Here is a 15,009-nt window from a genome sequence, read left to right as displayed (position 1 = left end):
TCTAGAGGTGTAGAAAGATGAAATCAAATATAGTAGCATGGTTACAGGAAGGGAATATTACGATTCCTACAATGTTATTTTCAGAATATCGAAATCTGAACTTAAATGAGACGGAACTTGTTCTTTTATTAAATATTATTACTTTTATCGAAAAAGGAAACGAATTTCCTACTCCAGAAGAACTTTCAGCCAGAATGACAGTATCAATTGCTGATTGTCATGACATGCTTAGAAGGCTGATCCAACGAGGATTTATTGAGATAATGGATCAATATAGTAATGAAGGCATCCGGTTTGAAAAGTATTCCGTAAAGCCCTTATGGGAAAGACTAGTTGATCAGTTTTTAATAAATAGTCAAGTAACGAGACAACTTGAACAGAAAACAGAAGAAACAGATGTCTATACTTGTTTCGAAAAGGAATTTGGCCGTCCGCTTTCACCATTTGAATGTGAATCGCTCGGGATGTGGATGGACGATGATCACCATGATCCAATCATCATAAAAGCTGCGCTTCGTGAGGCTGTCATGTCAGGAAAATTAAACTTTCGTTATATTGATCGGATCCTTTTTGAGTGGAAGAAAAATGGGATTAAAACAATTGAACAAGCTAAAAATCATGGACGTAAGTTTCGGCAAAAACAAACGGAAAAGACACATACAAAGAACGATGACCATCAGCCATCAGTTCCTTTTTATAACTGGTTAGAGCAATAAATAATTGTAAATAAACGAGGGAAACTTCTCTCGTTTTCTTTCATTTTATAAGTAGGTGATTTCTATGCTAAATAATACTCAAATTCGTTATTGCTTAGATGAAATGGGTAAAATGTTCCCAGAAGCACATTGTGAATTGAACCACTCAAATCCTTTTGAACTTGTTATTGCTGTTTCATTATCGGCACAATGTACAGACGCCCTTGTTAATAAAGTAACCAAGGGTTTATTTGAAAAATATAAATCCCCGGAAGATTACCTGAAGGTTTCACTCGAAGAACTTCAAAACGATATCCGTTCCATTGGCCTGTATCGAAATAAAGCAAAAAATATTCAGAGTTTATGCCGAATTTTATTGGACGAATATAACGGTGTTCTTCCTATGGATCGAGATGAGTTGACAAAGTTTCCTGGAGTGGGCAGGAAAACCGCCAATGTGGTCGTTTCAGTAGCCTTTAATATTCCGGCCATTGCGGTAGATACACACGTGGAAAGGGTAAGTAAACGCCTTGGAATTTGCCGTTGGAAGGATTCTGTGCTCGAGGTGGAGAAAACGTTAATGAAGAAGGTCCCAAAGGATGAGTGGTCGCTAACACATCATCGATTAATCTTTTTTGGACGTTATCATTGCAAAGCTCAAAATCCACAATGTCCAAGCTGTCCATTACTAGAACTTTGTCGGGAAGGTAAGAAGAGAATGAAGGGGAAGGCTGTAGTAAATGAATAATCGTGGAGAAGCAGTAGCTGCGATTCTAGCAGAATGGGAAGGCATCCAAAAACAACTTGCACCATTATTTCGTGCTCGTGATCAAAAAAATACAAAAAAATGGATGGAAAAGGGAATTAACCTATATCTTCAATTTTTATATCTTACCAATCATGAAACATTCCCTCCTATTAATCGAAACAGATATGATCAGTTTTTATTTAAGCCGGTTAATCTGGAAGAGAGAATAGATTTTATAAATTCAAGACCTGAATTATACCATTCGTATCGACAGCTTTCTGAATTAATGATTGAGCAGGAAAAGCAATTTGTAAAGAGTAACATCATAAGAAAATCGTCTAGGCTATAACCCAGACGATTTTTTTATTTGTCCTTATTGATTTTTCGTTTCCCCTTGATTTCCAGTGTTTTGACTGCTTGGCGGGGTTACTGGGGTTGTAACTGGTGGAGTAGTATTTCCTTGTTGACCACCGTTGTTGTTTCCAGTGTTATTGCCGTCCCCATTACCGTTATCAGTACCAGTGTCAGTCCCAGTACCAGTGTCAGTCCCAGTTCCAGTGTCAGTCCCAGTACCAGTCCCAGTTCCAGTCCCAGTACCAGTCCCAGTTCCAGTCCCAGTACCAGTGTCAGTCCCTGTGCCAGTACCAGTACCGGTCCCTGTGCCAGTATCAGTACCAGTTCCAGTTCCAGTGCCTTGGTCAGTTTGTTCTTCGGCTTGTGGAATATCAATTGAAGTATGAACTGCATCACTTTTATTATTTCCACTAAGGGCAAAGACGGAGATAGTATATTTTTCTCCCGGATTAGCCTTAAAGGTAAAGCTATTTCCGGCCTGAACAGAATGATTTGCAGTGGTACCATCTATCGTAATATCAAACTGAACATCTTTATTTGCGCTATAATTCCATGTTACTTCGACATTTCCGCTTGTATTATCATATTTTGCCGCTAGATTTGACGGAGCTGAAAGTTTGTAATATTTTTCAGAAACCTTTTTAGGTGCATGCCCCTTGACTGCGTATTCAATTGAGACCTGACTGCTAGGGGTATACTGACTAGCTAATACAGCCGGCATACTGCCTTTCTCAACCCTGACCTTTTGAACACTATTTGGGATTGTAAAATCAGGGGTATCAATGTCCTTAGATACATAAGCCATTAAATTCTTAAAAAGCAGCTGAGCAATTCGTTGATTGCTTCCTTCCGCTGTAATTGGGGTTTTCCGGCTCTCATATCCTGTCCAAATGGATGCAGTATAATTTGTTGTATAACCGGTAAACCATGCATCCGGGACAGAACTGCTATCTATATTCCATTCTTGCATTTCTTGATCTGTATAATTGGTTGTTCCTGTTTTACCGGCAATTGGAAGTCCAGGTACTTTGGCCCTTGTCCCTGTACCAGGATATACAAGTACACTCTTTAACATATCCGTAACCATAAACGCAGTAGAGTCCTTCATGACAACTTTTGGTTTAGGTGAAGTATCAATCATAGTTCCGTCACGCAGTTTTATTTTTCTGACCGCATGTGGTTTGGTATAGAAGCCATTATTGCCAAATGCAGCATATGCTCCGGCCATTTGAAGTGGTGATACTCCTGTTTCAAATCCGCCAATCGCATATGATTCGTAGATTTCTTTTAAAGGAATCCCAAGATTAACAGCAAAGTCCTTCGCTTTATCTAACCCAACCTGTTGTAATGCTTGAACAGCAGGACTATTACGCGATAATTGGAGGGCTGTTCTTATGGACATTGGTCCCTTATATTTTTGATCCCAGTTACCAAATTTCTTACCAGAAGAATACGTAATGGGCTTATCGTTAATCATTTCATAGGTGCCCCAATTTAAATATTCAATTGCAGGGCCGTAATCAAGAACCGGCTTGATCGTAGAACCAGGCTGTCGTCTCGTATCGGTGGCATAATTAAAGCCGCGTTGTACCTGTTGGTTTCTTCCTCCTCCAATTGCTCGAATTTCTGAGGTCTTTGTATCAAGGAGGACGATACCGGCTTGAAATTTATCATCCGGGTAAGGGATTATGTTAGAATCCTTATCATTTAGGATTTCATTAACGTGTAATTGAGCATCTCTGTCTAGTGATGTATAGATTGTTAGTCCATCCGTATAGATATCAAAATCAGTTGTATCGTCGACTTCATTAATGACGGCATCCACAAATGAGTCATAAGTTTTATTATCTTTAACCTGACGTTTGTCAATTGGCAGCACATCTTTTGCTACAGAAACCTTTTCAGCTTCTTCCATTTGCTGCTTTGAAATATATCCATGTTGATACATTAATGATAAAACGATATTACGTCTTTCTTCTGCTTTATCAGGATAATCAAACGGATTATAGTTATTAGGACTCTGTGGCATTCCGGCAATTTGCGCGGCTTCTGCTAATGTAAGGTCCTTTAAATCTTTCCCATAATAGATTTTTGCTGCAGTTGCAAGCCCGTGACTATTTTCTGAAACATATACTTTATTCACATACATTTCAAAAATCTGATGTTTTGTGTATTGCTGTTCTAGCTCATAAGCAAGCCAAGCTTCTTGAACTTTTCGTTTTAAAGTCTTTTCTTGAGTTAAAAAGGTATTTTTCACAACTTGTTGTGTGATTGTACTGCCGCCTTCAGCACCAAAACCACGTTGGAAATTGGCTAAAATGGCGCCACCGAGACGAATCGGATCGATCCCATGGTGCTTATAGAAACGATAATCCTCCGTCGCTAAAACAGCGTCTTCGACAACTGCAGGTATGTCTTTATAGTTTACGTATTCCCTATTTACGGCGCCTACTTCAGTTATCAATTTATCATTTTTATCAAAAATCTTTGAAGGAATAGGATCTTTTAATAATTTCGGATCAAGTTTGGGAGCATCTTTCACTAAATAGGCGAAAGTCCCAACTCCAGTAAGTATTCCAATAATTCCGAGGACAACAAGACTTAGAAAAATTTTCTTAAAAAGTCCGCGGGGTTTTTTCTGCTTTTTTTTCTTACCTTTGGATTGGAGTTGCTTCCTGCGCTCCTCTCTTGATTGGTATTGTTCAGACATATGATTTCCTTCCTTTCTACCCTCTATAAAAATGAAGTTTTCTATAGTTGCTCTATTATTTTAATATAGTCAATTCTTGGTTGAAATCCAAGCGGTATGTGGTACCCCTTTTGTTCAATTTCTTCTTTCGTAATGGATTTTCTTCCTCCATTCATCATTCGATTCCAAAAATTTAATAAGTGCTGAGCTTCAAGCAGATAAACCTGTTCAAATTTTGTAAAACGGAGAATAACAAAACAAATAGCGCCTTGATCCATTACTTCTTCCATATGTTCGATTTGGTGTTGATGGAAATTCTTTAATGGAAAGGAGGTGGGATTTTGTGTTTCTTTTGCTTCAAAATCAATATATCTACCTTTATATACCCCATTATAATCAGTTGTCGATGCTAGTTTAAAGTATGCCTCTTTTATTACGGCAGCACTTCTATTTGGATAATCCACCTGAACAATTTGAACCGGAGTAGGCTTTTTATGTATTACTGCAATTTTTCTTTCCCGGTAATATTGATTGGTTTCATTTAAATCTTCCTCAAGTGTCATTCCCCGATTACTATAAGATCCATTTTTTCTTTTTTTCAAGGAAGCATCGATCGGAAGTTCCTTTGGCTTATACTTTTTTCCATTGGGATAGTTAAGATTCATCGTTTTGCACCTCTCAAGCTAATCCTTATCATACCAAATATTAGCGTTTTTTTGGGGTGTATAAAATAATTTTGCTTACACACTCTAATAATAATTGTATAGTGAATGCTTAACATAGGCATGATTCCATTTTCGCAAAAGATTTACACGTAAATTAAAACTCTATCAAAAAATAAGGGAAGATGAATATGAATCATCTTACAATACAGGAACAATCAATCATCCGTCAAATTGTAAGTGAAACAAAAAAGAGAAATGTTGATAATATTTCGAGAACGGATGCCTATTTTTCATATTTTAAGAAGCATCCTGATATTACTTGGTCTTTTCTTGCAAGTATGGTTTCCCGGAACGGCGGCTGGAATATGTGTGACCTCGAAGGTGACATTTTCCCGGAAATTTTAGAGCCGAAAATGAGAAAACAGCTTTTTTTGACTTATGAGCGTGCTAATTGGCTTATCTTTCATGACGTCTATCCCCAGCTTTTGCTCTACAAATATTCGACGAAATTCAATCGGCCAATGTTTCACTTGCTTCCCTATTTCAATGTCTCAGCATTTATACAAAAAGAGTGGGATCGTTACTGGAAGGAAACCGATAAGAAAAGATTAACAACAGCTTTAATTATAAATGAACAAAATGTGATTCAATCCCCTGTGATAGAACACCCTATATATAGAAATAAGGTCTTTCACTCCTTACTCTTTTCTTTTCAAGATTGGCTACACTTCAGCTGTGTTCTTTTTCCTACTTGTGGAGGAGAGGTTTATGGGGCTAGTGTAAATGGTTTTAGATCTCTATCCAAGCGAATTAATTTAGGGAAGAGACTGGCGAGTATCCTTTTTCATCCCCGGCTGTTTCCTTATTTTTTTGAGTTTGCTGAAAAGACCCCACATACTGGTTCAAGACACGATTATGAACAATATTTTAAGATAAAGACTGGTCGGAAAACGCCACTGCTAAGAACAACTTTTCCAGTAATTGCGCATCATCAACATAAATATCAGGATTGGAGCAAACAGCGAATCATTTCCCCAGCATGGTTGTATTCTCCAGCCCGCCATCATCATCCCATTCATCTTACAGACTGGTATTTTAATAAATCAAATCAGCTTCATTTACTTCTTTCCCTTCAAAAGTCGCTGAAGTTAAAAAAGTGGAAATGAAAAAGCAAGGATTCCTCCTTGCTTTTTTAGGGTTCTTATTCAGCAGGACGATTTGGTCCTTCAAGCTTTTTATCCCCATAGCCTGTTTTTTGTTCAGTGACAGCTTTTGATTGTTTGCTTGTTGGGTTATTCTTTTTCGCCATTAAAAACACCTCCATTTACTAGCATGTGCGCTTCAGCGATTTTTCATGCGAACTTATGATTATGTCGAAAAAGAATATCCTTTATGCTGTATTAACACTTTCTTTGCCGAATTGCTTCTAGTTTTGTCAAGCTGGAAGGAGGCTGGAAAGGGAAGGAGAATAATACGTAATAGATATTCGTGAGGAGGGATTTGTAAATGACAATACCAATGTCCGAAAAAGAAAAAATGCTTACAATGCTAACTGAAATATATGATCAATTAGAAGAATTGGAGTCTGTTTTAGAAGCCTCTTTTTCCGACCACCGCCTTCATATGAATAGTGAAGAACAAGAAAAATTATCGGTAACACTCCATCGCCTTTCAGATATCGGGGTAAAATCAGCACAAGTGAACCTGTCTCACGAAGAATTCCTTGACTCCAACCTTGGTGCCGTTCCTAAATCCTTAAAGCTTGAATTAGGTTTTTAATTAGCGCTAAAATAATAATATGGTTAAAAGTAGCATTACTACACTTGCTACTTTTTTATTTTGTACATTAAAAAGGGGACAATGGGAAACATGTCAGAAGAAATTCTTGATTTAACGGAAAAACTTTTACATTATAATGAATTATTCTTAAAGAACTATCGTGAAGGGAGAGAGACAGGAGTAACTCACGATTTTCATAGTGTGATAAAACCATTTGCGGATGAGGTAAAGGAAATGAATGATAAATGGAATAAGGCTATGAAGATATGGCTTTCCACAGCAAAGACGCAGTATCTCCATTTGAAGCAAATTGATACAACATCTGCCCATATTGATCAGCTTTCTGTGCAGTCTTTTTTCCCAGAGACAAGTAAATCAAGATTTTTAAATACACATCGGGCAATTGAATTTATTCTCTCGGAAGTAGAAAAAGAGGTTAAAAAATAGAAAGAGATGCAATTTTTTGCATCTCTTTTATGATCAAAGGATTTAAATTATTATCTGCCAGCTGCTGATTTACGGCAGATAAACGGCGCAGATTTGAGCTGCAGCTGATTATTCTATGAATGTTCGATGAGGGAGTCTTCATGTATAGCTTCAGGTATAACCGCACCTTGATTTTCAAGCTCGCGGACAAGAATGCGATATTCTTTAATATTAATTTCATTATGAATATACGCTCTCTTTGCAAAATCCAATAAGGCATTAACGTCATCTGTGTTGTAATCCCGACTTTGAATAAATTTGCTTTTTAATTCGTGAATGTCCATATATAGCTCCTCCTTCACCCTTTTAATTATCGTATCATGAAAACATAGGATTCCTAGTTTTTAAAATATTTAAACTTTAGACAAAATTCCTGTGATTATGACATTGACAAACAGACTAGAAGAATCACCATTCATCTCTAACCTTCATAATGTGTAATAGAGAATTATAAAGAGGAGATGTTTGCCCATGTTTGGTAAACCAAGACCAAATCATTTTGCTCATTATGGATACTCGGGGCAAATGATGCACCAAGTACCGATGACACAACAACAATTGAACCCTCAAGCATATATGAGCCGAAACCAGCCGAGTGCTTATCAAACTCAACCCCAGAACTATAATATGATGCCCTATTACCCGCCCAACCCTTATTACCCGCAGCAAATGCAGACATTTGGTCAAACCTATCAACCGGGCTTTGTACCGCAAAATATGAATTATCAAGCTCAATATACGCAAAAGGATAACCAGTTTCTATTTCAAAACCCGCTTCAGCCGAAGGATGACATGGTTCAACAGTCATATATGCCGATGAATGGATATCCGGTAATGAATCCCTATCCCAAAAACAGTTTCATGCCAAAACAACCAGGTGGAATGAAATCGCTAATGAATTCCTTCAAATCACAAGATGGATCAGTTGACATTAATAAAATGGTGAATACAGCAGGGCAAATGATGAATGCAGTAAACCAAGTATCCTCGCTTGTTAAAGGATTTGGAGGAATATTTAAAAGTTAACCATTTTAGAGGAAAAAAAGACGGCTATTGGCAGCCGTCTTTTTCATATATAAGGAAGCTAAAAAAATCGGTTATTCTTCTATATCTATTATTTTTCCTTTTTCCTGAGGAATGCGGATTTGCAATAAGCCGTTACGGTACGAAGCCTTAACCAAATTCTCATTGATAGCATGTGGCAGGGCGATCGTTCTAGAAGCTTGCTGCCGAACGTATTTTCGACGATAAACGTGGGTAAGGTCGTTTTCTTCCGTCTCTAATTCCTTATTTTCGACGGAGATGGTTAAATAGTTTCCTGAAATATTTAATTGGATTTGCTCCTTTTGCACACCAGGGAGCTCTGCTGAAATAATATATTCCGATCCTGTTTCAACTGTATCAACTTGAAAACCTGTACCAACCGGAAAAGGAGATTTGAAAAAATCATCAATAGATTGTAAAAATCCCCGCATTGGTTTATCAGTGAAAAAGTCATTCATTGATTTAAATATATCCTTGAAAGGTTCCGGCAGCTGGGGTTTATGGTTATTTTTATCACTCGGAAGCATGGATGACATGATAATTCCCTCTCTTTCCATTAGTTTACTCCATATCATATGCGGAGAAAAATAGGTAGGTGTCGACATAAGTTCGTCACAAGTTATTGAACAATTTGTTACAAACTCAACTGATGTGATTTAAATCACACTAATGATGTGAAAAAATTTGTAGTCTAGTTAAGAAAACTGATGAAAGCGGGGAAGTTACATGTTCTGTTATCAATGTGAACAAACACCATCTGGCGGATGTAAGGTTATCGGTGTTTGTGGTAAAGATGAAACCATCGCCAGCTTACAAGATACAATTATTTTTGGATTAAAAGGAATTGCGGCCTACAGAACACATGCCAACCAACTGGGGTATACGGACCCATTTGTGGATGCGACAACACATGAAGCGCTTTACATGACATTAACTAATTCAAACTTTAATGTACAAGAACATATTGATATGGCTATGAAGGTAGGCAAATCTGCTGTCCGCGTAATGGAAATGCTCGATGAGGCTCATACGAAACGTTTAGGAATTCCAGAACCAATTCGCGTAAGTCAAAATAAAATTGAGGGCAAGTGTATTGTTGTTACGGGGCATAACCTATTCGCCTTAGAAGAATTATTAAAACAAACAGAAGGAAAAGGAATTAATATTTATACACACTCTGAAATGCTGCCTGCTCATGGATATCCTGCCCTGAAAAAATATGCGCATTTAAAAGGTAATATAGGTAAAGCTTGGTACGATCAACGCCGCCTATTTGAAAAGTTCCCAGGAGCTATTCTTGCTACAACTAACTGTGTAATGCCAATTAAGGGTACTTATGCTGACCGGATGTTCTCCTATGAAGTTGCTGGTCTTGAGAATGTTGAAAAAATTGTGAATGATGATTTTACCCCATTAATTAACAGAGCATTGGAGCTTCCTGAAGCAGCGATAGAATCAGAAGAAACATTACTCACTGGATTCCACCATGAGACTGTTTTAGGATTAGCACCAGAGGTCATTGAAGCAGTGAAAGCAGGTAAGATTAAACGTTTCTTTGTTATTGCAGGATGTGACGCACCTGGAAAAGGCGGTGAATACTACCGAGAGCTTGCTACATCACTTCCTCCAGAGACAGTTATATTAACGACTTCCTGCGGTAAATTCCGCTTTAACGATGTTGATTATGGTGTTGTACCAGGAACAAACATCCCTAGGTATATCGATTTAGGTCAATGTAATAATTCCGGCTCGACTGTGAAAATCGCTTTAGCATTAGCAGATGCGTTCGGATGTGAAGTCAATGAATTACCAGTAAGTATCGTCCTATCTTGGTTTGAGCAAAAAGCAGTAGCGATTTTATTAGGACTATTCAGTTTAGGAATTAAAGACATTAGAATTGGGCCAAAACCGCCTGAATTTATTTCAGAAGGAGTTCTTCAGGTTCTTCAGGATACATTTAATCTTAAATTAATTGGTACAGCGAAAGAAGATATGGAAGACATGCTTCAGCTTCATACAAATTAACAGAAACATCGCAGCTTACAAAGGCTGCGGTGTTTTTATTATAGTAAATTCAATTCCTGCATTAGAATAGTGATATCGAGAATCATGTTCCCATCAGGATCCACTTCAATTAATTCGTCTTTTTTCATTTTAGTTAATGTCCGGCTAATGGTTTCTCTTGTTGTACCAATCATATTGGCAAGATCTTTGTTAGTAAACTCTGATTTTAGAAGAATCGTCCCATCGGGCTGTTCAATTCCATGTTTCTGAGCCAGACGAATAAGAAGTTTAACGATTTGTTCATATGTATTGTTTAGAATTTGTTCCTCCAAGCGATTTTGTAAATCAACAATTTTCTCTCCAAGCACCTTAAACACTTTAATACAAAGCTCAGGATTTTCAATCAATACCTTTTCAAATTTTGAAATAGGGACTGTAATCAGTGTAGAGGGTTCTAGCACTTCAGCATAGGCAGGATAATCCCCTTTTCTAAAGAACCCGACATGAGGGAACATTTCTCCTTTTTTTGCAATCGCAACGATTTGTTCTTTACCACTTACATCACTTTTATAAATTTTTATTCTTCCATCGAAGATAAAATAGACGTTTTCGAGCGGATCACCTTGGAGAAAGACATGACTATGTTTCTTCCACTCTCTGGCGATCGAAATATTCGCTATTTTAGTTAATTCAAAATCGTTTAATTCGCGGAAGAGGGTAAAATCACCTAGTACCCGTTTAATATCTTCAATTTTCATATAGACCCCTTTCAAGTCCAGTGCATTTTATTCTATTGTAACAAATTTTGCTCCTATCGTTTACTCTATCATAATGGAAAAAGGTTTCAATCTTGTTAATGTATTAAATTTTGTTTTATATCTTTAATAACGAACGTTTATTCGGTAAAATAGGAGTAATGAGGTGAGAACATGAAGCTGAAAAAAAACCTGCAGGAAATCCTTGCAGATCTAAAAATAAATCATGAGTTTAAAGAAAATATTGTCACATGGCATACAATTGAGAAGCAGACTGCCCAAACTGTAGAATTGCCAGAGAATCTGCATCCTGTTTTAAAGAAATCTCTAAATACCAGAGGAATAGATCATCTTTATACACATCAAAAATCAGCTTATGAGGAAATTAACTCGGGTCATAGTATTGTGGCAGTTACTCCTACTGCCTCTGGGAAGACACTTTGCTACAATTTGCCGGTATTACAAACCGTTTTGGAAAATCCAAATGCAAGAGCACTTTATATCTTTCCAACTAAAGCACTTGCACAAGACCAAAAAAGTGAGATAAATGAAATAATTGAAGCTTCCGGTGCTGATATTAACAGTTATACGTATGACGGGGATACACCAGCAAATATTAGGCAAAAGGTAAGAAAGGCAGGGCATGTGGTGATTACCAACCCAGATATGCTGCATTCCGCTATTCTGCCGCATCATACAAAATGGGTTTCATTGTTTGAGAATCTTAAATTTGTTGTCATCGATGAGCTCCATACATATCGGGGTGTTTTTGGCAGTCATGTTGCCAATGTAATCAGAAGGTTAAAGAGAATTTGCCAATATTACGGAAGCAGTCCTGTATTTATTTGCACCTCTGCTACTATAGCCAATCCTCTAGAGCTTGCGGAGAGACTAACGGAAGAGAAAATGACCCTGATAAATAATAATGGTGCTCCAAGTGGAACCAAGCATTTTCTCTTCTATAACCCTCCAATTGTTAATAAGCCATTAAATATTCGTAGAAGTGCAACACTTGAAGTTCGTAAGATCGCCGGTGAGCTCTTGAAAAATAAGATCCAAACTATCGTATTTGCTAGAAGCAGAGTGAGAGTAGAAATTATCCTAACTTACTTGCAGGAATTAGTTAAAAATAAGTTGGGAGCAAAATCAATTATGGGGTATCGCGGCGGATACTTACCAACAGAACGAAGGAAAATTGAAAAGGGCTTGCGTTCAGGGGACATTTATGGGGTTGTCAGCACGAATGCGCTTGAACTGGGAGTCGATATTGGACAGCTGCAGGTTTGTATTATGACTGGTTATCCAGGGACAATATCGAGTGCATGGCAGCAAGCAGGAAGAGCTGGCAGGAGACATGGCGAGGCATTAGTGATAATGGTTGCTAGTTCCAGCCCGCTTGATCAATATATTATCCAAAACCCTGATTACTTTTTTAATAAAAGCCCTGAAACGGCTAGAATTAATCCTGATAATCTTATTATTTTAATTGATCATATGAAATGCGCCGCCTATGAACTACCATTTAAGACTGGTGATAGATTTGGAAATGTAGAAACAGATGAGTTACTCGAATACTTGTCAGAGGAACGTGTTCTTTACCGAAATGGGGATAAATTTTTTTGGATGAATGATTCTTTTCCGGCTCATAATATTAGTTTACGTTCGGCCTCACAAGAAAACGTTATAATCGTCGATCAATCTGATATAGCTCATGTTAAGGTCATTGGTGAGATGGATCGCTTTTCTGCAATGACGCTGCTTCATGATGAAGCTATATACTTGCATCAGGGGACACAATTTCAGGTTGAAAAACTTGATTGGGATGAGAAAAAGGCATTTGTTCGGGAGGTTGACGTAGACTATTTTACGGATGCCAACCTGGCAGTTCAATTAAAGGTTTTAGAAGTAGATAAACTTCAAACACTCCCTGAGGCAGAAATAGGCTATGGCGATGTCAGTGTCAGGGCGATGGCTACTATTTTTAAAAAAATAAAATTTGAGACACATGAAAACATTGGATCTGGTCCGATTCACCTCCCTGAGGAGGAGCTTCATACGAATGCAGCCTGGATGTCATTAAATAAACCGTTAGCTGAAATGGGGCAAGAACGTCTCGAGCAAGGTCTGATTGGCGCTGCGCATGCTCTAAATCATATTGCTCCCTTATTTGTCATGGCTGATCCTTCGGATATCCACGTTATTCCCCAAGTTAAGGCAGATCATAATGAAAAACCGACGATTTTCTTTTATGATCGTTATCCGGGCGGGATTGGTTTGAGTGAAAAAATATATACAGGAATGTCAGAGGTTTTTCATGAGTCATTAAAAATGATTCATCAATGTCAATGTCAGTCAGGATGTCCATCGTGTATTGGCGCTGATACTGTTGGTCAAACGGTCAAAAAAGATACAGTTAACATTCTTGAGACGTTCCTCTACACTCCACTTTCAGGTGAGGAAGTTGAGTCATGTCTTTAAAGAATAAATTGAACCGTTTAAAACCGCATCTTTCAATTAGTACTTATTCTGAAAAAGAACCAAAACTTCTTCCAGAGGTACCTGCCATTGAAATCCCATTTCTTGATAAATGGGAACAAGAAAAAGTCACTCCGTATTTTTTAGATGGAAATTATTGTTTCATTCGAGAAGTAAGATACCCGCTTGCATATCAGCATGGGCTTTATCGTTTTGATGAATTACGAACTGCGGTCAATAGCTGGAATGAAAGCGAAATTATCCATCCATTATCATCTAAAGGGCATAGTGTAGAAGAATTATTCTTTTTTGACACAGAAACGACCGGGCTTGGCGGCGGGGTAGGAAATACTATTTTTATTCTTGGTTATGCCAGCGTTTTAGGCGATGAGCTTATTTTAAGGCAGCACATTCTGCCGAATCCAGGTGCTGAGGTCCCTCTTTATCAAAGTTTTTTGGAAAAAGTGAACTATCGAACCCTTGTCACATATAATGGAAAATCGTTTGATTGGCCGCAAGTAAAAACACGACATACGCTAGTTAGAGAACATGTCCCAAAACTGCCTGCGTTCGGACACTTTGATCTTTTTCACGCGGCTAGAAGACTTTGGAAGCATAAATTAGACAGAATGAAGTTGTCCATTGTTGAAAAAGAGGTATTAGGGGTAGAAAGGTTGAATGATATTCCTGGATATCTGGCTCCTATCATATATTTTGACTTTATAGAAAGTAAACAACCTGATGGAATGATTGGTATCCTTAAACATAATGAAATTGACATTTTATCCCTTGTAACGTTGTATACTCATCTGACATTCCAGATCACCGGAACAGACCGGAATCAATCACGCCCTGAAACGTATGAGGTAGGACGTTGGTTTGCCAGTTTAGGAGAAACGGAACAAGCGAAAAAGGTATTAACGACTTTAACTAAAGAACAGGATATAACATCAACAAAGGCAAAGCTAATTTTAGCCTATCAGCAAAAAAAGGAACGTAATTGGAACAGCGCGCAAGAGTTGTTTTTGGAGGTTGTTGAATCCGAGGATCTACAAATCAGGGCAGAAGCCTGTGTAGAGCTGGCCAAAATATTTGAGCATAGGCATAAAGACCTTTCAAAAGCAATTAGGTATTGCCAAGAAGCCATTAACTCTGTCATTATTGATCCAATAAACATGCACAAACCTATATTTGACCAGCTTCAGAACCGACTTAGACGCTTGGAACAAAAATATGCAAAATATCATGGATAAACGCATCGTTCGCACATTTCAGTTTAGTCATTTCATTATTTTAGATTATTTGATTTTGTGAC

15 protein-coding genes are annotated in these 15,009 nt (G+C 37.8%); 10 read left to right on the top strand and 5 right to left on the bottom strand.

From position 1 onward, the window contains the following. Positions 1–17: 17 nt before the first annotated feature. From COD92_RS01665 to COD92_RS01655, 3 genes are all read left to right on the top strand, one after another. Entirely contained in the window at positions 18–716 is a 699-nt protein-coding gene (locus COD92_RS01665; RefSeq protein ID WP_098530436.1) for a DnaD domain-containing protein, read from the top strand. A 64-nt stretch (positions 717–780) separates the two neighbouring features. Further along, the gene (nth, locus tag COD92_RS01660; RefSeq protein ID WP_098530437.1) at positions 781–1,443 is read left to right on the top strand and encodes an endonuclease III; all 663 of its coding nucleotides are present in this window, start codon (positions 781–783) and stop codon (positions 1,441–1,443) included. Next, on the top strand, positions 1,436–1,792 hold the full coding sequence (locus tag COD92_RS01655; protein WP_098530438.1) for a YpoC family protein: 357 nt from the start codon (positions 1,436–1,438) through the stop codon (positions 1,790–1,792). The genes nth and COD92_RS01655 overlap by 8 nt, the downstream gene beginning before the upstream one ends. 24 nt (positions 1,793–1,816) lie before the next feature. Here COD92_RS01655 and COD92_RS01650 read toward each other — a convergent pair whose 3' ends face one another. Next, complete coding sequence (locus COD92_RS01650; RefSeq protein ID WP_098530439.1) at positions 1,817–4,507, bottom strand: transglycosylase domain-containing protein; 2,691 nt, start codon at positions 4,505–4,507, stop codon at positions 1,817–1,819. Between the two features lie 41 nt (positions 4,508–4,548). Next, positions 4,549–5,151 (bottom strand): Holliday junction resolvase RecU, encoded by a 603-nt coding sequence (gene recU, locus COD92_RS01645; protein ID WP_098530440.1) that lies wholly within the window; start codon positions 5,149–5,151, stop codon positions 4,549–4,551. A gap of 188 nt (positions 5,152–5,339) precedes the next feature. Here recU and COD92_RS01640 point away from each other — a divergent pair, with 188 nt between their 5' ends. The 3 genes from COD92_RS01640 (at position 5,340) to COD92_RS01630 (ending at position 7,377) form a co-directional block, all read left to right on the top strand. Beyond that, positions 5,340–6,317 (top strand): DUF2515 domain-containing protein, encoded by a 978-nt coding sequence (locus COD92_RS01640; RefSeq protein WP_098530441.1) that lies wholly within the window; start codon positions 5,340–5,342, stop codon positions 6,315–6,317. A gap of 340 nt (positions 6,318–6,657) precedes the next feature. Then, on the top strand, positions 6,658–6,930 hold the full coding sequence (locus COD92_RS01635; protein WP_098530442.1) for a hypothetical protein: 273 nt from the start codon (positions 6,658–6,660) through the stop codon (positions 6,928–6,930). A 90-nt stretch (positions 6,931–7,020) separates the two neighbouring features. After that, positions 7,021–7,377, top strand: a complete 357-nt coding sequence (locus COD92_RS01630) for a YppE family protein (protein ID WP_176541197.1) — start codon at positions 7,021–7,023, stop codon at positions 7,375–7,377. A gap of 113 nt (positions 7,378–7,490) precedes the next feature. Here COD92_RS01630 and yppF read toward each other — a convergent pair whose 3' ends face one another. Then, positions 7,491–7,700 carry a YppF family protein gene (yppF, locus tag COD92_RS01625; protein ID WP_098530444.1) on the bottom strand — a complete coding sequence of 70 codons (210 nt, stop codon included), beginning with the start codon at positions 7,698–7,700 and terminating at the stop codon, positions 7,491–7,493. A 187-nt stretch (positions 7,701–7,887) separates the two neighbouring features. Here yppF and COD92_RS01620 point away from each other — a divergent pair, with 187 nt between their 5' ends. Continuing rightward, positions 7,888–8,442, top strand: a complete 555-nt coding sequence (locus tag COD92_RS01620; protein ID WP_255286648.1) for a YppG family protein — start codon at positions 7,888–7,890, stop codon at positions 8,440–8,442. Positions 8,443–8,513: 71 nt separating this feature from the next. Here COD92_RS01620 and COD92_RS01615 read toward each other — a convergent pair whose 3' ends face one another. Further along, entirely contained in the window at positions 8,514–9,017 is a 504-nt protein-coding gene (locus COD92_RS01615) for an Hsp20/alpha crystallin family protein (RefSeq protein WP_255286649.1), read from the bottom strand. A gap of 169 nt (positions 9,018–9,186) precedes the next feature. Here COD92_RS01615 and hcp point away from each other — a divergent pair, with 169 nt between their 5' ends. Next, complete coding sequence (gene hcp, locus COD92_RS01610) at positions 9,187–10,485, top strand: hydroxylamine reductase (RefSeq protein WP_098530445.1); 1,299 nt, start codon at positions 9,187–9,189, stop codon at positions 10,483–10,485. A 38-nt stretch (positions 10,486–10,523) separates the two neighbouring features. On the opposite strand, the gene COD92_RS01605 is transcribed toward hcp, so the two are convergent. Continuing rightward, positions 10,524–11,222, bottom strand: coding sequence for a Crp/Fnr family transcriptional regulator (locus COD92_RS01605; protein WP_098530446.1), 699 nt, complete (start codon positions 11,220–11,222; stop codon positions 10,524–10,526). A 171-nt stretch (positions 11,223–11,393) separates the two neighbouring features. Between COD92_RS01605 and COD92_RS01600 the strand changes: the two genes are divergently transcribed. Both COD92_RS01600 and COD92_RS01595 read left to right on the top strand, forming a co-directional pair. After that, positions 11,394–13,697, top strand: a complete 2,304-nt coding sequence (locus COD92_RS01600; RefSeq protein ID WP_098530447.1) for a DEAD/DEAH box helicase — start codon at positions 11,394–11,396, stop codon at positions 13,695–13,697. Next, complete coding sequence (locus tag COD92_RS01595; RefSeq protein WP_098530448.1) at positions 13,688–14,947, top strand: ribonuclease H-like domain-containing protein; 1,260 nt, start codon at positions 13,688–13,690, stop codon at positions 14,945–14,947. The genes COD92_RS01600 and COD92_RS01595 overlap by 10 nt, the downstream gene beginning before the upstream one ends. Positions 14,948–15,009 lie beyond the last annotated feature (62 nt).

It is taken from the genome of Bacillus sp. AFS037270 (assembly GCF_002585305.1).
This window is presented reverse-complemented; position numbering and strand designations above follow the sequence as displayed.

What these genes read in the sequence shown, in the direction of transcription:
- COD92_RS01635 (WP_098530442.1), top strand. Translation starts at nt 6,658, where the DNA reads ATGACAATACCAATGTCCGAAAAAGAAAAAATGCTTACAATGCTAACT.
- COD92_RS01630 (WP_176541197.1), top strand. Translation starts at nt 7,021, where the DNA reads ATGTCAGAAGAAATTCTTGATTTAACGGAAAAACTTTTACATTATAAT.
- yppF (WP_098530444.1), bottom strand. Translation starts at nt 7,700, where the DNA reads ATGGACATTCACGAATTAAAAAGCAAATTTATTCAAAGTCGGGATTAC.
- COD92_RS01640 (WP_098530441.1), top strand. Translation starts at nt 5,340, where the DNA reads ATGAATCATCTTACAATACAGGAACAATCAATCATCCGTCAAATTGTA.
- COD92_RS01650 (WP_098530439.1), bottom strand. Translation starts at nt 4,507, where the DNA reads ATGTCTGAACAATACCAATCAAGAGAGGAGCGCAGGAAGCAACTCCAA.
- COD92_RS01605 (WP_098530446.1), bottom strand. Translation starts at nt 11,222, where the DNA reads ATGAAAATTGAAGATATTAAACGGGTACTAGGTGATTTTACCCTCTTC.
- hcp (WP_098530445.1), top strand. Translation starts at nt 9,187, where the DNA reads ATGTTCTGTTATCAATGTGAACAAACACCATCTGGCGGATGTAAGGTT.
- COD92_RS01620 (WP_255286648.1), top strand. Translation starts at nt 7,888, where the DNA reads ATGTTTGGTAAACCAAGACCAAATCATTTTGCTCATTATGGATACTCG.
- nth (WP_098530437.1), top strand. Translation starts at nt 781, where the DNA reads ATGCTAAATAATACTCAAATTCGTTATTGCTTAGATGAAATGGGTAAA.
- recU (WP_098530440.1), bottom strand. Translation starts at nt 5,151, where the DNA reads ATGAATCTTAACTATCCCAATGGAAAAAAGTATAAGCCAAAGGAACTT.
- COD92_RS01615 (WP_255286649.1), bottom strand. Translation starts at nt 9,017, where the DNA reads ATGGAAAGAGAGGGAATTATCATGTCATCCATGCTTCCGAGTGATAAA.
- COD92_RS01665 (WP_098530436.1), top strand. Translation starts at nt 18, where the DNA reads ATGAAATCAAATATAGTAGCATGGTTACAGGAAGGGAATATTACGATT.
- COD92_RS01595 (WP_098530448.1), top strand. Translation starts at nt 13,688, where the DNA reads ATGTCTTTAAAGAATAAATTGAACCGTTTAAAACCGCATCTTTCAATT.
- COD92_RS01600 (WP_098530447.1), top strand. Translation starts at nt 11,394, where the DNA reads ATGAAGCTGAAAAAAAACCTGCAGGAAATCCTTGCAGATCTAAAAATA.
- COD92_RS01655 (WP_098530438.1), top strand. Translation starts at nt 1,436, where the DNA reads ATGAATAATCGTGGAGAAGCAGTAGCTGCGATTCTAGCAGAATGGGAA.